We start from the raw sequence: 19787 nt of genomic DNA, 5'->3' as shown, positions 1-19787 counted from the left end.
CTCCTATTCAAAGACAAGCTGCCTTCATCTGTTACTTCAATAGTCTTGTTTCATCCATTAGTTCAGTGACTGTTCCAAGTGCGTATCCTTTGTCTTTTATCTTTGTAATCAGCGCTTCAAGACTTTCCGCCGTAGGGTCAGTCGGATGCATTAAAATCATGGCACCATTATGTATCTTGCTTAACACTCTTGTCTGAAGTACAGACGGAGCCGGCTTTTGCCAATCGATTGTATCAACTGTCCACATAACTGTCCCCATCTGTTTCTCAGCTGCAATATCGATAACCGCTTTTCTGAAACTTCCGCTCGGCGGAGCGAACCACTTTGGCTTAACGCCGATCGTTTGTTCTATTTGCTCATTTGTCTTGTCGAGCTGCTCGGAAATTCTTCCTGTAGTCAGTTTGCTCATATCCGGATGATTGTATGAATGATTTCCGATTTCATGTTCGTCTTTTGCAATCTTCTTAGCGAGCTGTTCATTGTTTCTCACCCAATTGCCTTCTAAAAAGAACGTAGCTTTGACATGGTGCTTTTGCAGAATAGGAAGCATTTTTTCCAAATACTCATTTCCCCATGCCACATTGATTAAAAAAGCCACCATCGGTTTGTCAGGATTTCCTTTATAAATAGGCTCAGGCTGAAGTGACTCAAGATGAACGCTTGGTTTTACTTGGCTGTACACCAGGTCATTTTCCCGAAACTCGCCATGCTTTTTCATTTTTTTATATGATTGTTCAATATTGACCTTTAATCCATTGTAGCCAGGAATGCTTTTCCACACTTTATCGATTCTTGCATTCTGGGGCTTAACTTCGTACTCCGGCGCTTTTTGAAGCAATTCTTCATATAACGGGTCTTTGGACGCCGTGACAGTCACCGTATCTTTTTTCATTGCCCCTATATAATCAAGTGCATGCGGATTTTCCATCATCTCAAATGAGACAAAAAAAAGAAATAAAAAAACGGCAAACGGTACAAATTTTTTGTACATGTTCTGTCCCCCCTCACCTCACATTATGAAGGAGAAGGACAAGGTAGAACCCGCCTGCTTTTGAAAAGCTTCAAAATAAAGAAGCCGGGTCTCCCAGGCTCCTTTTATGTTTTCATTTAAGATTGTTGTTCTTCTTTTTCTTTCTCTTCACGGAGCACCGCTTTGCGAGACAAATTCACTCGTCCTTGTTTGTCAATTTCAGTGACCTTAACAAGAATCTCGTCTCCGATCTTCACAACATCTTCAACTTTCCCTACGCGTTCAAGCGCAAGCTCTGAAATGTGCACCAAACCGTCTTTTCCGCTGAAAATTTCAACGAAAGCACCGAATTTTTCAATCCGTTTCACTTTACCTAGGTAAAGCTGGCCGACTTCAACCTCTCTGACAAGGTCTTCAATGATTTTTTTCGCTTTTTGGTTGCCGCTTTCATCTGTAGAGGAAATGAAGATTGTGCCGTCCTGCTCAATATCAATTTTAACACCGGTTTCTTCGATGATCTTATTGATTTGTTTTCCGCTTGGTCCGATGACATCGCGGATTTTATCAGGATTAATGGTCATTGTTAAGATCTTAGGCGCATATCGAGAAAGCTCTTTTCTTGATTCGCTTAATGTTGCAAGCATGCTGTTGAGGATTTCCATTCTGCCCTTTTTCGCCTGCTGAAGCGCTTCTTCAAGAATCTCTCTGGAAAGGCCTTCAATTTTAATGTCCATTTGCAGGGCTGTTACGCCTTTTTCAGTTCCCGCTACTTTAAAGTCCATATCTCCGAGCGCGTCTTCCATGCCTTGGATGTCAGTCAAAACAGTGTAATGTTCGCCTGATTTGACAAGACCCATCGCAATACCAGCGACTGGCGCTTTAATCGGTACACCGGCATCCATCATTGCAAGTGTGCTTGCGCAAATGCTTGCTTGAGACGTAGAACCGTTTGATTCAAGCACTTCTGAAACAAGACGGACAGTATAAGGGAAGTCTTTTTCAGACGGAATAACTGGCTCAAGCGCGCGCTCACCCAGTGCTCCATGTCCGATTTCACGACGTCCCGGTCCGCGCATCGGTCCTGTTTCCCCAACGCTAAATTGCGGGAAGTTGTAGTGATGCATAAACCGTTTCGACTCTTCGACACCTAAGCCGTCAAGGATTTGCACATCTCCCAGAGCACCTAGCGTACATACGCTGAGAGCCTGAGTTTGTCCCCTTGTAAATAGACCTGAACCGTGCGTTCTTGGCAAGAGGCCAACTTCTGAAGAAAGCGGGCGGATTTGATCGACACCTCGGCCGTCCGGTCTTACTTTCTCTTCAGTAATCAGGCGGCGAACTTCATTTTTCACCAGCTTAGATAAAATCTGCTTCACTTGTTTGATTGTATCTTCATCATGCTCTTCATCCTCGAATTTTGCCACAACTGCGCTCTTCACTTCGTTAATGGCATCTTCACGAGCATGCTTTTCATGAACTTGGATAGCTTTCAGCAGATCCTCTTCTGCTAAAGCTTTTACTTTTTCGTTAAGCTCTTCATCAATTTCAAAGAGCTTAATTTCTGATTTCTCTTTGCCGACTGCTGCAACAATTTCTTCTTGGAATGCAATCAGGCGTTTAATCTCTTCATGACCGAACATAATGCCTTCAAGCATGATTTCCTCAGGAACTTCGTCCGCTCCCGCTTCTACCATGTTAATGGCATCTTTCGTGCCGGCAACGACAAGATTGATGTCGCTTTTTTCAAGCTGATCAACTGTTGGGTTAATGATAAATTGATCATCAATGCGTCCGACAGTAACCCCTGCAATTGGTCCTTCAAACGGAATATCCGATACAGAAAGCGCAAGAGATGAACCGAACATGGCAGCCATTTCTGAAGAGCAGTTTTGGTCAACACTCATGACAATGCTGATGACTTGAACTTCATTACGGAATCCATCGGCAAACAAAGGACGGATCGGACGGTCAATTAAACGGCTGGCAAGAACCGCTTTTTCACTCGGGCGTCCTTCTCTTTTAATAAAGCCGCCCGGAATTTTCCCTACCGCATATAATCTTTCTTCATAGTTTACAGTAAGAGGGAAGAAATCAAGCGGTTTTGGTTCTTTTGAAGCGGTTGCTGTACTAAGTACTGCTGTATCACCGTAGCGGATCATCACAGCACCATTTGCCTGTTTGGCAAGCTGGCCGGTTTCAACAGTAAGCGTTCTTCCGGCCCAATCTATGGTAAAGACGTGTTTTTCTTGTCCCATACGATTACGAACTCCTCTCTTCGTTGTGTGAAATAATCAATTACTCCTATTATGAACGAAATGAATTGAACATATCAATGTCAAAGTAGTATGTAAAAGGATTTCAATGATTTGTTATAAGAAATTTCGCTTTAATACGATAAAAAAGCGGGAATCCTCCCGCTTTTTACGATTATCGACGTAAGCCTAGTTTGTTAATTAACTCACGGTAACGAGTTACGTCTTTATTACGTAGATACGTAAGAAGATTACGACGCTTACCTACCATTTTAAGAAGACCGCGACGTGAGTGGTGGTCTTTCTTGTGAGTACGTAAATGCTCGTTCAAGTTGTTAATTGAGTCAGTTAGGATAGCGATCTGAACTTCTGGAGATCCAGTATCAGATTCGTGTGTTTTGAACTCGTTGATGAGTTGGTTTTTACGCTCTTGAGTAATTGCCATCCTGTTTCACCTCCAAATCATATTTAGCCCCAGTTACCTAGCAACCGTCGGTGACTTCGGATTGCCAAGCAATGGTTTTAAGACTACGAAAACTATCATACTAAAAATCGTGCCTATATGCAAATATTTTAGAATAAAATTTGCGTGCGTTGCAAGTTATTTCCGCAAATTGTTGAAATAACGGATGGCTTCCTGCTTATCTTTCTCAATTTGCTCTGTTAATTCTTTGATGCCATTGAATTTCCGCTCGCTCCGAATCCGTTTGTACCATTCGATTTTTATAGCGGCTCCATATACCTCTTGATCGAAATCAAACAGATTGACCTCAATGGAAGGCTGTTCAGGGCGCTTTTCATAAAACGTCGGCTTATAGCCGATATTGCAAACGCCATTGTAGACTTCGCCGTTCACTTCCGCTTTTACGGCATATACACCCGTTGGCGGAACGATATAGCTGTTATTTAAACCGACATTTGCTGTCGGAAACCCGATGGTCCGCCCTCTTTTATCACCATGAATTACAATTCCTTTTATAAAATAAGGCTGTCCAAGCAAGACATTCGCCAATTCAACATCCCCGTTTTGAAGCGCGGTACGGATATACGAAGAACTGATTTTTTTATCCTGCTCCGTTAATTTTTCTACCATGGTGCACTCAGCTTTTCCGTCTAAATCAGCCGGCATGGTCTCCATTGTACCCTTGCCGTATTTGCCGTACGTAAAGTCAAAGCCGGCCACTGCGTGCTGCACATTAAGGCCGATAATATACTGGTCTATAAACTGCTTGGGAGAAAGAGAAGCAAACACTTCATTAAATTTAACGACATACAGAATTTCTGTACCTAATTGTTCAATTTGGTTTATTTTATCTTCAAGAGGCGTAATTAGATCCTTTGGCTCCTTATCCCTGCCCAAAACGTGAGAAGGATGAGGATGAAAGGTCATCACAGCCAATGTCAGGCCTTTTTCTTCGGCTATTTGCTTCGCTGTGCCGATTACCTTCTGATGTCCAAGATGAACGCCGTCAAAATAACCTAACGCCATCACTGATTTTGCCTGCTCCTCTTTCATTAAATGATGAGGATGTGTAATATGTATCGTCTTCACAGAACGGTCACCTTTTTTCTATTGTTCGCTTTTTTGCATCAATACTTTTGCCGGCTTTAACAGCCCTTTTTTCGCAGGATGGGGGAGATAGATCGCCAAACAGCTTCCGGATTCAGTAAAGACGGCAATTCGGTCTTCACTTGTCATTTCAGAAAACTGCTCGGGCGTCTCAAGCAAAGCCCCATTTTCTACTTTCTTAGCTAATGTATCACTTATGATCCATTTCGGCAAATGATTGAGCGCACGTTCAATAGGGACTATATGCTCTTCCACGGTTCCGGATTGGACCTGTGCCTCCAGTTCGTCAAAAGTAAAGCATTCGTCGAGAGAAAAATCTCCGGATGCCGTACGGATTAAATGAGACATATGAGCCGGATATCCGAGCTTTTCACCGATCATGACCGCCAGCGTCCTTACATAGGTCCCTTTGGAGCATGTCACTGTAAACCGGAAGCTTGCGGTTTCTCCATTATGTTTAATCCCGGTTGTCAGGGCAATGTTTTCAATGGTAATCATACGTTTCGGACGTTCTACTTCAATCCCCGCTCTTGCGTATTCGTATAATTTTTTGCCGTTTACTTTTACAGCGGAATACATGGGCGGAATTTGTTCTTGTTTACCCTTTAAACTGTTTAAAACCTTTTCTGCATCGGCTTTATCAATGTCATGATTGACAGGCTTTGTTTCCACCGTTTCTCCGGTTTGATCTTCTGTTGTCGTTGAAAAGCCAAGCGTTATTTCCGCATCATATGTTTTAGATTTTTCAGTTAAGTATTCGACTATTTTTGTCGCTCTGCCCACACAAATCGGAAGCACGCCTGACACTTCTGGATCGAGCGTTCCCGTATGTCCTACTTTTTTTGTTTTCAACAGTTTTCGGATCTTCATGACACAGTCGTGCGATGTCATGCCAACAGGTTTATGTAAAAGGAGAACTCCGTTAACCATTTGCCTTTCACTCCTTCTTTTTTAGCTTTTTTCTTATAAACGAAGAAAGAGGACAGACGATATACGCCTATCCTCTCATTTTTTATTCAGATGGTTTCTCTGAATGTAATTCGTGAATCAATGTTTCGATTCGATTTCCGTAATCGATTGATTCATCGAACTCAAATTCAATTTCAGGCGTTTTACGAAGTCTGATGCGGCTGCCGATTTCAGATCGGATAAATCCTTTCGCTTTTGCCAGCCCTTTCAGTGCTTCTTCCCGTTTTTTCTCGTCACCGAGAACCGAGATATACACCTTTGCAATTTGCAAATCACCTGATACACGTACATCCGTTACTGTCAGAAAACCAATTCTCGGGTCTTTCAGCTTGCGGCTGATAATATCACCGAGTTCTTTTTTCATTTGCTCGCCGACACGGTTTGCTCTCATACTCAATTCAATCACCTCTAAGTTAAAACCACTCTGTCCTAGTGATCGTCCGTTCAATTTCAGGAAAAGAATCGATAAACGCTAGGACGCGCTGTAGTTCTTTTTCTGTTTGAACGCGAGAGGAAGAAACAGCGGCGATTCCGAAGCTGGTTCTTTGCCAGGTGTCCTGATAGCCAATCTCCGAAATCGAAACATTGAACTTGTTTTGAACCCTGGTTAAAATTCGCTTCAGAACGGCGCGCTTTTCTTTTAGCGATCCTGCATCATAAATGATGCATTCACACTCCGCAAATCCGATCACGTTCTTTCAATTTCTTGCATGACAAACGCTTCAAGGATGTCACCTTCACGAATGTCATTGTATTTCTTAATTGTAATACCACATTCATAGCCTTGTGAAACTTCTTTCACATCGTCTTTAAAGCGTTTCAGAACATCTACTTCGCCTTCGAAGATAACGACGCCGTCACGAATTAAACGGAGGCCGCTGTCGCGCGTAATGGTTCCTTCAGTAACATATCCGCCGGCAATTGTACCAATTTTAGATACTTTGAATGTTTGGCGCACTTCTACTTGACCAATCACTTTTTCTTCATATTCAGGATCAAGCATACCTTTCATGGCAGCTTCAATCTCGTCAATTACTTTGTAAATGATACGGTGAAGTCGAATATCTACATTTTCAGCTTCAGCCGTACTCTTAGCATTTCCGTCCGGTCTCACATTAAACCCGATAACAATTGCATTGGAAGCAGATGCCAAGATAATGTCAGATTCAGTAATCGCACCAACGCCTGTATGGATGATTTTCACTTTAACGCCTTCTACTTCAATTTTTTGAAGTGCAGCCGTTAAAGCTTCTGCAGATCCTTGAACGTCAGCTTTTACGATGAGATTGATGTCTTTTACATCACCTTGTTTAATTTGCTCGAATAAGTCATCAAGACTGAGCTTCGCTTTATCGCTGCGCTGCTCTTCAAGCTGTTTCGAAGCACGGGCTTCACCGACAGAACGAGCTGTTTTTTCATCCTTAAAGACAAGGAATTGGTCTCCCGCTTGAGGGACATCATTCAAACCGGTAATTTCAACCGGAGTAGACGGACCGGCAGTTTTTACACGGCGGCCAATGTCGTTGACCATCGCACGGACACGGCCAAATGTATTGCCGACTACGATCGGATCACCGACATGCAGTGTTCCAGTCTGTACGAGCAATGTCGCGACTGACCCTCTGCCTTTATCGAGTTCAGCTTCAATAACCGTTCCTTTTGCCTGACGGTTCGGGTTCGCTTTCAATTCCTCTACCTCACTGACAAGCAAGATCATTTCAATGAGCTCATCAATGCCTTTTCCAGTTAAAGCGGAAAGCGGCACAAAAATGGTTTCTCCGCCCCAAGCTTCAGGGACAAGCCCGTATTCCGTCAGTTCTTGCATCACACGGTCAGGGTTTGCGGATTCTTTATCAATTTTATTCACAGCAACGATGATTGGAACCTCTGCTGCTTTAGCATGGTTAATCGCTTCTACTGTTTGCGGCATGACACCGTCATCGGCAGCTACGACGAGAATCGTAATATCCGTTACTTCTGCACCGCGTGCACGCATCGTTGTAAATGCGGCGTGGCCCGGTGTATCCAAGAACGTGATTTTCTTGCCGTTCTCTTCAATTTGATAAGCGCCGATATGCTGAGTGATACCGCCTGCTTCTCCTTCAACAACCTTTGTTTTACGGATGCTGTCAAGAAGCGTCGTTTTCCCATGGTCAACGTGGCCCATGATTGTTACAACAGGTGGACGAATTTCAAGATCCTCTTCTTTATCAGGCTCTTCGTATTTTTCCAGCTCTGTTTCTTCAAGCACAATGACCTCTTCTGTTTCAACACCATATTCTGATGCAATGAGTTCGATTGTGTCTTTATCAAGCTCTTGGTTAATGGTTGCCATTACGCCAAGAAGCATCAGCTTTTTAATGATTTCTGAAGGCTCTTTGCCAAGCTCTTCAGCAAGTGCGCCAACTGTTAAAGTGCCAGAGAATGTAATTTTCTCAGGAAGCTCTTTTTTCGGTTTTACAGGCTTTTGCTGATGTTGGTTTTTATTGTTGTGGTTGCGTTTATTTTTTTTGTTGTTGTTATTCTTCTTGTTTTTGTTAAATTGATTATTCTGCACGTCATTCTTCTTTCCGTCTCGAATTTTGTTTGGTTGATTTCCAGCTGATTGCTGATTAACCCCTTGTGGCTGTTTGTTTTTGTTCGTTTCTGCTGGCTTTTGAGATTTAGCGGCAGCGCCGCCTTTTTTATATTTGGCATCAAGCTTTTTAATGGCCTTTTCTTCTAGCATGGCCATGTGATTATTCACTTCTAAATCCATGTTTTTCAGTGCGGTCAAAATTTCCTTACTTGAAACATTTAACGCTTTTGCATATTCGTATACTCTCATTTTAGCCATTCGTTCACCCCCAAAAATATTAATCGAGCAAGCTGATCAGCTTATTCGCAAAACCTTGGTCAGTGACGGCGACAACGACACGGGCTTCTTTACCGATAGAGCGTCCAAGAACCGCGCGACTCTCGACTTTTTTATAAGGGACTTTATAATAATTGCACTTGTCGGTTACTTTTTTTGCTGTGTTAGATGATGCATCCTCTGTAAGCAGGACAAGCTTTGCACGCGCATTCCTGATTTCTTTTATCACCAAGTCTTCGCCTGACACGACCTTACGAGCTCGATTGGCCAGACCCAGCAAGGGAAACCATTCCATTCCAGACATTTTATTTTTTCACCTTTTCCGCCAGTTCCAGCAATTCATCGAAAATCTGGTCATCGATTTGTGATTGAAATTGATTTTGCAAAGTGTTTTTCTTTTTTGCTGCTAAGATGCACTCTTTATCCAGCGTTAAATAAGCACCCCGCCCGTTCTTTTTGCCGGTCGGGTCTACTGAGATATCGCCTTCTTTCGACCGTACAACTCGGATCAGTTCCTTTTTAGGCTTCATTTCACCAGTCACTACACATTTGCGTAATGGGATCTTTTTGTGTTTATTCACCTAAAGTCACCTCTTATTCATCCGATTCAGCAGTTTCAGGCTCTGTAAAGAGCGGCTCATCGTCTTCTTCAAGTTCTCTCGGATAGATTCCAAGTTCTCTTGCGTCTGTTTCGCTCTTAATATCAATCTTCCAGCCTGTCAGTTTAGCAGCTAAGCGTGCGTTTTGTCCTCTTTTGCCAATCGCCAAAGACAGCTGGTAATCAGGAACAATAACAGTTGTCGCTTTTTCTTCTTCATTAACGATGACATCAAGCACTTTGGAAGGGCTGAGCGCATTCGCGACAAATTCTACAGGATCACTGGACCAGTTGACAATGTCAATTTTTTCACCTTTTAATTCATTGACGATTGCTTGCACACGCTGGCCTTTAGGGCCTACGCATGAACCGACAGGATCCACATCAGGATCATCTGTGCGGACAGAAATTTTTGAACGGTCGCCGGCTTCTCTGGCAACAGATTTTAGCTCGACAGTTCCATCATAAATTTCAGGCACTTCAATTTCAAACAAACGCTTTAACAGGCCTGGATGTGTTCTCGACACGTAGATCTGCGGGCCCTTCGTTGTTTTTTCTACTTTTGTGATAAATACCTTAATGCGGTCATGAGGCTTGTAGCTTTCATTCGGCATTTGCTCATTAACCGGAAGCAAGGCTTCTATTTTGCCTAAAGACACGTAGATAAATTTATTGTCCAGACGCTGGACGATACCTGTCATGATGTCTTCTTCACGGTCGATAAATTCAGAATAAATCACACCGCGCTCAGCTTCGCGCACACGCTGTGTGACGACCTGCTTTGCTGTTTGAGCAGCTATGCGCCCGAAATCCTTAGGAGTTACTTCGATTTCGACGACATCGCCGACCATATATTCCGGATGGATGCCCTGCGCTTCTTCGATAGAGATCTCTAATCTCTGGTCGTATACTTCGTCAACGACATCTTTTCTTGCAAATACACGGATGGAGCCAGTTTCACGGTTTAGATCCACCCGTACATTTTGCGCTTGATTAAAATTCCGCTTATAAGCAGAAATTAACGCAGCTTCGATTGCTTCAATGATAATTTCTTTACTGATGCCTTTTTCTTTTTCAAGAATCGTGAGAGCATCTAATAATTCACTGCTCATTTAACGGTCTCCCCCCTTAAAACATTTGTATTCATTAGAATGTAACAGCTAATCTTGCATTAGCTATCTTTTCATACGGAATATTGACCCGTTTCTTTCTTGTTTTGATCGTGATCTCAACTGTCACTGTTTGTCCATCAAATTCAGCCAGTTCACCTTCAAACACTTTTACGCCTTCAATAGGCTCGTACGTCTTAATGTATACATTTTTTCCAAGTGATTTTTCGAAATCGGCTTTTTTCTTTAGCGGACGCTCAGCTCCTGGAGATGAGACTTCAAGAAAGTAATTTTGGCTAATTGGGTCTGCCTCATCAAGCTTTTCGCTTAAAGCTTCGCTTACTTTGGCACATTCCTCAATATCCACACCGTCATCGGAATCAATAAACACGCGAAGGAACCAGCTTTGGCCCTCTTTGACAAATTCAATGTCAACGAGTTCCAGCTGAAGGCTGTCTACGATTGGCTGAGCCATTTCTTGAACGGTGTCAGTCACTTTTTTGCTCATGTTCTTCCTCCTTGTGCTGTCGATCTCATATTCGTCTCGTCACTCTGCATAAAAACCCTGCTTCAAAAGAGCAGGGGCTAAAAAGTAAACGATGAACATGTCGAGACAAAATTCTCTTGTTCAATACAAAAGAGCGGGTTTCCCCACTCTTTGCCTCGGTAATCGTTAGCATTTCCAATAAAACTATACCATAACCATATTTTTATTGCAAATGGATATACGCTTACCTTCATACCTAAGCAAGTGACAGAAACTCTAATAATACGATGACACTTTTTGCGCATATGTATGCATAGAAGCAGAATTTCCGAGAAATTCTGCTTCTATGTTAAAACAGTGACAATTGGTTTTGATCAGGCAGTGATTCCAGACAGCCATGGCGATCTAAATACTCCAAAATCGTTTTTGATACTTTCCCTCTCTTTTGCAAATCTTCTTTTGAGAGGAATTCGCCTTCTTCACGAGCTTTTACAATGTTCAAAGCAGCGTTCGTTCCTAATCCAGGGATAGAGTTAAACGGCGGGATAAGACTGTTGCCGTCAATAATAAACTCTGTAGCGCTGGAGCGATATAAATCGACTTTTTGGAATGAATAGCCTCTCTCACACATCTCAAGCGCTAATTCTAAAACAGTCAGAAGGTTCTTTTCCTTCGGTGAAGCATCAAGTCCTTTAGCGTTTATATCCTCCATAACCGCTCTGATTGCTGTAGAGCCCTTGATCATTGTATCGATATCAAAGTCGTCTGCACGAACGGTAAAATAAGCCGCATAATATAAAAGAGCATGGTGCACTTTAAAGTAAGCAATGCGGACTGCCATTAATACATATGCCGCGGCGTGGGCTTTCGGGAACATGTATTTAATCTTTTTACAAGAATCAATATACCAGTCTGGGACATTGTTATTTTTCATTTCTTCTTCCCATTCAGGCGTTAATCCTTTTCCTTTACGCACAAATTCCATGATTTTAAAGGCAAGGGACGGCTCAAGGCCTTGATAGATTAAATACACCATAATGTCATCACGGCAGCCGATAACCTCACTCAGCTCACAAATATTATTGTGGATGAGTTCCTGCGCATTGCCTAGCCATACATCAGTTCCGTGAGACAAGCCTGAAATCTGAACGAGCTCTGAAAAAGTTGTCGGCTTTGTATCTTCAAGCATCTGCCGGACAAATCGGGTTCCGAATTCAGGAATTCCAAGCGTGCCCGTTTTACAGCCAATCTGTTCTTCCGTCACACCGAGTGATTCGGTTCCCTGGAAGATCTTCATCACTTCAGGATCATCCGTCGGAATTGTTTTTGGATCTATTCCGCTTAAGTCTTGAAGCATCCGAATGACAGTCGGATCATCGTGTCCGAGAATATCCAGTTTTAACAGGTTGTCATGGATGGAGTGGAAATCAAAATGAGTCGTTTTCCACTCTGAACCTGTGGCATCTGCCGGGAACTGAATCGGTGAAAAATCATAAATATCCATATAATCCGGAACTACGATAATACCGCCGGGATGCTGTCCAGTTGTACGTTTTACACCTGTGCATCCCTGTACGAGCCTATCTATTTCGGCACCGCGCATATGAAGATCATTGTCTCCGGCATAGCCTTTTACATAACCGTAGGCTGTTTTTTCTGCCACCGTGCCTATTGTACCCGCACGATATACATTGTCTTCTCCGAACAGCACTTTTGTGTAATTGTGTGCCTGCGGCTGATATTCTCCCGAGAAGTTCAAATCGATATCAGGTACTTTGTCCCCTTTAAATCCTAAGAATGTTTCAAATGGAATATCATGGCCGTCTTTTTTCAAAGGTGTTCCGCAATGAGGACATGTTTTGTCAGGCAGGTCAAAACCAGAACCGACAGAACCGTCATTAAAGAACTCAGAATGCTGGCACTCAGGACAAACATAGTGCGGCGGCAGCGGGTTTACCTCGGTAATCTCAGTAAGTGTCGCAACTAATGAAGATCCTACGGAACCACGGGAACCAACGAGATACCCGTCATCTAGTGAACGTTTTACAAGTTTGTGAGAGATCAAGTAAATAACAGCAAAGCCGTGGCCAATGATACTCTTTAATTCTTTTTCAATCCGTGCTTCGACAATTTCAGGCAGCTCTTCCCCGTAAATGCTTCTTGCACGCTGATAGCTCATTTCTCTGATCTCTTCATCGGCGCCTTCGATTTTCGGCGTATATAAATCATCTTTAATCGGCTTGATGTCATCAACTAAAGAAGCAACCTTTTGGGTATTGGTGACTACAATTTCCTTCGCTTTTTCTTCGCCTAAGAAAGAAAAAGCTTCAAGCATTTCGTCTGTCGTTCTGAAATGCACTTTTGGCAGCTCGTGCCTGTTCAGCGGATTTGCCCCGCCTTGTGAGGATATTAAAATCTTTCTGTAGATTTTATCCTCATCATTCAAGTAATGAACATTTCCCGTAGCAACAACCGGTTTATTAAGCTTTTCCCCCAGTTTGGTGATATTCGCAATAATTTCTTTCAGCGCTTTTTCATCGCGGACCAGTTCAAGCTCCAGCAAGTGACGGTACACTTCAGGCGGCTGAACCTCAAGATAATCATAGAATGACGCGATGTCTTCCACCTCTTCAGGCGATTTTTGCATCATTCCCTCAAAAACCTCTCCCCTGTCACAGGCTGAACCGATCAGAAGCCCTTCCCTGTATTTCTCAAGCTGAGACCTCGGAATACGGGGCACTCTGTAAAAATAATGAATATGAGAAAGTGACACGAGCTTAAATAAATTTTTGAGTCCCGTGCTGTTCACAGCAAGCAATGTGGCGTGATACGGTCTTGATCTTTGATAAGCATTGGACTGACCCATATTTTCATTCAGCTCATCATGGTACTGAATGCCTTTTTCAGCTGCGTCCTTCAGCATTTTCAGAAGCAAATAAGCGGTTGCCTCAGTATCATAGATCGCACGGTGGTGCTGTGTGAGTTCGATATCGAACTTTTTACAAAGCGTGTTCAACCGGTGGTTCTTAAATTCCGGATAGAGAAAACGTCCAAGTTCAAGCGTATCAATGACTGGGTTTTTCGCTTTATCGACTTCAAGAAGCTTTTTATAGGCTACATTTAAGAATCCCATATCAAAGCTTGCATTATGAGCGACAAGGATATCATGGCCAATCCATTCTCTGAAATCTCTTATGACATCTACGACATCCGGAGCGTCTTGTAGCATATCATCAGTGATCCCTGTCAGCTCTATGATTGTGGCGGAAAGCGGACGATGCGGGTTCGCGAACGCCTCAAATTTATCAATAATTTCTCCGCCTTTTACTTTTACTGCAGCCAGCTCAATAATGGTATCGTATACAGCAGACAATCCTGTCGTCTCAACGTCAAAAACAACATATGTTTCTTCTTCGAGCAGACGATGTGCGGCATTATAAGCAATTGGCACGCCATCATCCACGAGATTCGCTTCCATCCCGTAAATCATTTTAATTCCATGCTTTTTGGCCGCAGAATACGCATCAGGGAAGGATTGAACGACAGCATGGTCGGTCAAAGCGATGGCCTCATGCCCCCATTTTTTCGCTTGTTCGACAAGCTTTCCGATACCCGTAACAGCATCCATTTGGCTCATTGGGGAATGCAGATGCAATTCCACTCTTTTTTCTCCTTCAGGTGCTGAATCTTCACGGGTTTTTGCTTTTATTTCGTTTACGTCATTTGCGATCATGACAAGATCTCTGACAAATGTATCATTTTGAATGCTTCCGCGTGCTTTTACCCACATTCCTTTTTTCAGAGACTTCATCAGTGCCGCATCTTCTTTTTCACGTGCAAACATTTTGATTAAAATACTATTTGTATAGTCTGTAATTTTAAAGATGCACAGCGTGCGCCCGCTTTTCAGCTCGCGCGTCTCCACTTCAAACACATAACCTTGGACCGTAATTCTCCGTTCCTCGTCCATGATGCTGTCAAGTGTCCGGATTTCCTCGTTATCTTTAATCTGATAACCGATGACTAGAGGACCAGATGGAGCTTGGTCTTCATCACTTTCTTTATCTTTCTTCTCCATTTCAATCAAGGCCTGCATAGCCCGCTCTTGGTCTTCTGCAAGCTTTTGCTCCCGAAACTTTTGAACTTCCTGCTCGGATACAAATATTTCAGCATCAAGCTGAAGATCCGGAAAGCCAAATTGACGGTAGCCTGCTTGAATCATGGAACTGTATTTGTTCTTTAGCGCAGCCGCTTCTGTATCCGTTTTGGTTTTGACAATCAGTTTATTGCCCTTCAGCTTCGGTTTTTGCTGGTTTAAAAGACTGATAATTGGCGGCGAAATGCCCTGCAGTTCTTCAATGCAGCGTGACCAGTAGTCTTGAACAATACTTTCACTGACCTCGTTATCCTGAACTTCAATTGAAGATGTCACTTTTGCTATGTGGGCAAACGATTGCGTCAGCCTCGTTGTTAATGTGTCATATATTTGAAAAGGCAGCAAAGATTTAAATTGAAAATGAAAATGCCAAGACTTAGAAGCTTTGTGTATTGTCAGCTTTTTAATCTCGCCATCTTCAAAGTATGTCATGAAGGTATCATCTGTCATATTAATCTGCTGCAGAAGAATTTGAAACTGCCTTCTGTTTACTGATAACTGTTCCATTAAGACAGTATCCCTCCCTAAAAACATCATAAGTGAAGGTACCTCAGGCAATGAGGTACCTTCTATTATTTCTATTTTAACATGTTTTTTGATAAATCGTTATGGTGATTACTGCTTGCTGATAAATGCGGATAATTCGTCTACTGAAATCTCAGTTGACTCACCTGTTTGGCGGATTTTCACTTCGACAATGCCTTCGTCAGCCCGTTTTCCAACAGTGATGCGAATTGGAAGGCCGATGAGATCTGAATCAGCGAATTTTACGCCGGCACGCTCAGCACGGTCGTCATAGAGCACTTCATAGCCTTCAGCTTTTAAATCGGCATACAGCTTTTCAGCAAGCTCTCTTTGCCCATCGTTTTTCATGTTCAAAGCAAGAATATGAAGATCGTACGGTGCAACGCTTTTTGGCCATATTAAGCCTTTTTCATCGTGATGCTGTTCAGCAATAGCAGAAAGCGTTCTTGACACACCGATTCCGTAACAGCCCATCATCATTGGCTGCGCGCGTCCATTTTCATCTAAATATGTCGCATTCATCGCTTCTGAATAGCGTGTTCCGAGCTTAAAGACTTGTCCGACCTCGATCCCCTCAGCAAAACGGATCGTTCCCTTGCCGTCTGGTGAAGGATCACCTTCTTTAATAAAACGAAGATCAGCAAATTCTTTAATTTGCGCGTCACGATTCACATTGACATTTTGATAATGATGATCTCCTTCATTTGCTCCGGCAACAGCATTGACCATTGTCTTCACAGCTTGATCGGCATATACTTCCACATCCTGATGAATACCGATAGGGCCTACAAACCCTGGTTCTGTTCCGAGCTGCTGAATGACCTCTTCATGTGTGGCAAGCTCTACAACCTCTGCATGAAGCAAGTTTTTCACTTTAATATCGTTCACTTCATGGTCCCCTCTAACAAGCACTAGGACAAAACGGTCATCGGCTTTAAACAATACTGACTTAATGCATGCTTCAGCAGAAACCTGTAGGAACGCAGTCAGTTCTTCAATTGTTTTCACGTTAGGCGTATGAACCTTCTCTAGAGCTTTAGGTTCTTCATTTGAAGGGACTTCCTGGTAAAGAACTTCAGCCATTTCGATATTAGCCGCGTACTGTGATTCATCAGAATACGCAATCGTATCCTCTCCGATCGCAGAAAGCGCCATAAATTCGTGCGTATCCTTTCCTCCCATTGCGCCTGAATCAGCAATAACAGGTCTTACATTAATGCCGCAGCGGGCAAAAATATTTGAATAAGCCTCATACATTTTTTGATACGTTTCATCCAGGCTCTCTGCAGATGCATGGAATGAGTACGCATCCTTCATAATAAATTCGCGGCCTCTTAACAAACCGAAGCGAGGACGTTTTTCATCTCTGAACTTAGACTGAATTTGATACAGAGTCAGAGGGAGACGCTTATAAGATTTAACCTCATCGCGAACAAGCGAAGTGATAACCTCTTCATGCGTTGCCCCTAAAGCAAATTCACGGCCATGACGGTCTTTTAGTCTCATCAGTTCGGGACCATACGTATACCATCTGCCTGATTCCTGCCATGTCTCAGCCTGCTGCAATGCGGGCATGAGCATTTCTACGGCATCAATTTTCTCCATTTCCTCTCGAACAATCTGCTGAATGTTTTGAATCACCTTATACGCAAGAGGCATATAGCTGTATACCCCGCTCGTATTCTGTCTGATAAATCCTGCTCTCAGAAGAAGCTGATGACTTTTTGCTTCGGCATCAGCTGGAACTTCACGGAGCGTAGGAATAAGCGTCAAGCTTTGTCTCATTTCTTCGCACCTCTGATTGATTTACTTTTCGTTTACAAAAACAGCCGCTGGATATCGTTCCATGTGACGACCAGCATAAGAAGCATTAAGAAAGCTACTCCGATAAACACAACAAATGCTTCTTTTTCCCTGTTAATCGGTTTGCCCCGAATCGCTTCAATAAATAGAAATAACAGTCTTCCCCCGTCAAGTGCCGGAATCGGAAGCAAGTTGACAATCCCAAGGTTAATGCTTAAAAACGCAGCAAACTGAAATAAGTTCACTATCCCTGTTTTCGCCACTTGGTCTGTCATGTCATATATGCCGACAGGACCTGACAGCATATCAAGTTTAAATTGGCCTGTTACTAATTTGCTCAGGTTGGTTAAAATGGCTTTGGTGACATCAACGGTTGATGTCGCGCCATAAGCCACCGCTGAAAGAACGCCTTTTTCAGTCGGCGCATAGGAGCCGAAACGTCCGATTGTTTTTTTATTCTCATCTTTAACAGCTTCCGGAGTCACTGAAATATGAAGCGTTTTGTTTTCTCTTTTTACTGCAACGTCCATTTCTTTTTCCGGGTTTTCTTTTACAGCGGAGACAATGTCAGTCCAAGACCTCATTTTTTCTCCGTTGATGCTTTGGATGTAATCCCCTTCTTTTAGCCCTGCTTCGGCCGCCCGTCCATTGTCTGTCAGCTGTCCGAGCATAGGCTCATTTGACGGTACACCTTGAATCAGCCCAAGCATCACTAAAATGACGTAAGCTAAAATAAAGTTCATAATCGGTCCTGCAGCAATGGCTTTGATCCGCTTCCACACAGGTTTGGAACCAAATTGGCGATTATACGGCGCAATCTGCACTTCTTCTCCGTCTACAATGAAAAAGGATGTTTCGCTGACCGTAAAGCTGGAAAGTTCGTCCTCTTTCCCTTGTTCATAACCGGTAATCTTCATGTCATGCTCTAAATCCGCTGTTTCCACTTCAATGACTAAAGCATCCGGATATTTTTCCTTTTGATTGATGATGACTTTCTCAACTTGATCTTCTTTATTAAACAGAAGCCCAACCGTGTAACCGGGTTTCACCTCAATCATTTCCGGATCTTCGCCGGCCATACGAACAAATCCGCCGACCGGAAGCAGCCTGATCGTATAAACTGTTTCATTTTTTTTGAAAGAAAAAATCTTTGGACCGAAGCCGATCGCAAATTCACGGCAGAGAATTCCCGCTCTTTGGGCTAGCAATAAATGGCCCAGTTCATGGAAGAAAACGAGCGTTCCGAAAATAATGATAAACGCTATAACTGTATTCACGAACATACCACCTTATGTGAGTATTGAATTGACGTATCCCCGGGTATCTTTGTCCACTTCTTGAATGTCCGCCAGGCTCGGTTTTTTCAGTAATTGATGGCGGGTTAGTGCCTTTTCGATACAGTCTTCAATAGCCAAAAACGGTATCTTGCCGGCTAAAAAGGCAGCGACAGCTACTTCATTTGCCGCATTAAGCACTGTCGGCATTGTTCCTCCTATTTTACCTGATTCAAATGCAAATTGTAAGCATCGGAACCTGTCAAAATCAGCTTTCTCAAAATGAAGGCTGCCGATTTCCCATAATTCAAGCCTTTTCGCATCTGGTAATGGCAACCGGTCAGGATATGTGAGCGCATATTGAATTGGGACTCTCATATCCGGAGTTCCAAGCTGCGCGATCACACTTTTATCATGAAACTCAACCATTGAATGGATGATGCTCTCCTTATGTAAAACCACATCAATTTGTTCATAAGGTATATCGAACAGCCAATGTGCCTCGATCACCTCTAATCCCTTATTCATCATTGTAGCCGAATCAATTGTAATTTTTGCACCCATTGACCAATTCGGATGTTTTAATGCATCCTCAACAGTTACTGATTCGAGCTCCTCCCGCGTCTTGTCCCGAAAGCTTCCGCCTGATGCCGTAATGATGAGGCGTTCAATGTTTTTGGCCTGTTCGCCTTGGAGGGCTTGAAAAATGGCTGAATGCTCACTGTCAACAGGCAGCAGCGGAACATCATATTTCTTAGCATGTTCTTTTACTATATGCCCTGCAGTGACAAGAGTTTCCTTATTTGCAAGCGCAATTGTTTTTTTCTGTTCAATCGCCTTTAATGTCGGGATTAGGCCAACGCTGCCGAGCAAAGCATTGACAACAATGTCAACCTCCTCCATTGCTGCTGCTTCTATCAGTCCTTCTTCTCCCAGCCCGATTTGGCATTCAAAAGAAAAAGACATTTGTTTTAGTTTATGATATGTATCCAGATCACCGACAGAGACAAATTTCGGCTGAAAGGCCTCAATCATCGGAACGGCCTTATCAATATTTCTGCCAAACGACATAGATACCAGCTGAAATTGATCTTGATGCGCACGCAGTACGTCAAGAGTCTGTTCGCCGATTGATCCTGTTGCTCCTAAAAGACAAATATTTTTCAAAGTTGCCACTACTCCTATTCTTATTGCTGCATGATCAGTCTCATATTCATATT

At 43.0% G+C, this 19787-nt stretch carries 16 protein-coding genes; all 16 read right to left on the bottom strand.

Annotated features, from left to right (window positions below):
- Positions 1-31: 31 nt before the first annotated feature.
- Positions 32-991 (bottom strand): polysaccharide deacetylase family protein, encoded by a 960-nt coding sequence (locus CDO84_RS07995; RefSeq protein ID WP_040083156.1) that lies wholly within the window; start codon positions 989-991, stop codon positions 32-34.
- A gap of 116 nt (positions 992-1107) precedes the next feature.
- Entirely contained in the window at positions 1108-3225 is a 2118-nt protein-coding gene (gene pnp / locus CDO84_RS07990) for a polyribonucleotide nucleotidyltransferase (RefSeq protein ID WP_014664000.1), read from the bottom strand.
- 172 nt (positions 3226-3397) lie between these two features.
- Positions 3398-3667 carry a 30S ribosomal protein S15 gene (gene rpsO, locus CDO84_RS07985; protein ID WP_003220957.1) on the bottom strand — a complete coding sequence of 90 codons (270 nt, stop codon included), beginning with the start codon at positions 3665-3667 and terminating at the stop codon, positions 3398-3400.
- A gap of 156 nt (positions 3668-3823) precedes the next feature.
- Positions 3824-4774, bottom strand: a complete 951-nt coding sequence (ribF, locus tag CDO84_RS07980; protein WP_040083157.1) for a bifunctional riboflavin kinase/FAD synthetase — start codon at positions 4772-4774, stop codon at positions 3824-3826.
- Between the two features lie 18 nt (positions 4775-4792).
- Entirely contained in the window at positions 4793-5722 is a 930-nt protein-coding gene (truB, locus tag CDO84_RS07975) for a tRNA pseudouridine(55) synthase TruB (protein ID WP_040083158.1), read from the bottom strand.
- Between the two features lie 82 nt (positions 5723-5804).
- Entirely contained in the window at positions 5805-6158 is a 354-nt protein-coding gene (rbfA, locus tag CDO84_RS07970; RefSeq protein ID WP_009967251.1) for a 30S ribosome-binding factor RbfA, read from the bottom strand.
- A gap of 16 nt (positions 6159-6174) precedes the next feature.
- A complete protein-coding gene (locus CDO84_RS07965) occupies positions 6175-6453 on the bottom strand; it encodes a DUF503 domain-containing protein (RefSeq protein ID WP_003220950.1) in 279 nt (92 codons plus the stop codon).
- The gene (infB, locus tag CDO84_RS07960) at positions 6450-8597 is read right to left on the bottom strand and encodes a translation initiation factor IF-2 (protein ID WP_014663997.1); all 2148 of its coding nucleotides are present in this window, start codon (positions 8595-8597) and stop codon (positions 6450-6452) included. The genes CDO84_RS07965 and infB overlap by 4 nt, the downstream gene beginning before the upstream one ends.
- A gap of 19 nt (positions 8598-8616) precedes the next feature.
- Positions 8617-8919: a YlxQ family RNA-binding protein gene (locus CDO84_RS07955; RefSeq protein ID WP_003220946.1), complete on the bottom strand. Its 303-nt coding sequence runs from the start codon at positions 8917-8919 to the stop codon at positions 8617-8619.
- A 1-nt stretch (position 8920) separates the two neighbouring features.
- Complete coding sequence (gene rulR, locus CDO84_RS07950) at positions 8921-9196, bottom strand: RNase P modulator RnpM (protein WP_014663996.1); 276 nt, start codon at positions 9194-9196, stop codon at positions 8921-8923.
- Between the two features lie 13 nt (positions 9197-9209).
- Positions 9210-10325 carry a transcription termination factor NusA gene (nusA, locus tag CDO84_RS07945; RefSeq protein ID WP_014663995.1) on the bottom strand — a complete coding sequence of 372 codons (1116 nt, stop codon included), beginning with the start codon at positions 10323-10325 and terminating at the stop codon, positions 9210-9212.
- Positions 10326-10359: 34 nt separating this feature from the next.
- A complete protein-coding gene (rimP, locus tag CDO84_RS07940; RefSeq protein WP_014663994.1) occupies positions 10360-10830 on the bottom strand; it encodes a ribosome maturation factor RimP in 471 nt (156 codons plus the stop codon).
- Between the two features lie 328 nt (positions 10831-11158).
- Positions 11159-15472, bottom strand: coding sequence for a PolC-type DNA polymerase III (locus tag CDO84_RS07935; protein ID WP_040083159.1), 4314 nt, complete (start codon positions 15470-15472; stop codon positions 11159-11161).
- Positions 15473-15580: 108 nt separating this feature from the next.
- Positions 15581-17275, bottom strand: coding sequence for a proline--tRNA ligase (gene proS, locus CDO84_RS07930; protein ID WP_040083160.1), 1695 nt, complete (start codon positions 17273-17275; stop codon positions 15581-15583).
- Positions 17276-17307: 32 nt separating this feature from the next.
- A complete protein-coding gene (gene rseP / locus CDO84_RS07925; RefSeq protein ID WP_082033007.1) occupies positions 17308-18576 on the bottom strand; it encodes an RIP metalloprotease RseP in 1269 nt (422 codons plus the stop codon).
- 6 nt (positions 18577-18582) lie between these two features.
- On the bottom strand, positions 18583-19734 hold the full coding sequence (gene dxr, locus CDO84_RS07920; protein ID WP_014663990.1) for a 1-deoxy-D-xylulose-5-phosphate reductoisomerase: 1152 nt from the start codon (positions 19732-19734) through the stop codon (positions 18583-18585).
- Positions 19735-19787 lie beyond the last annotated feature (53 nt).

Origin of the sequence: Bacillus sp. MD-5 (assembly GCF_002201875.1) — a bacterium.
In the GTDB taxonomy this organism is placed as follows: domain Bacteria; phylum Bacillota; class Bacilli; order Bacillales; family Bacillaceae; genus Bacillus; species Bacillus stercoris.
Note: the sequence above shows the minus strand (reverse complement) of the source record. Positions and strands in the feature narration are given on the sequence as shown.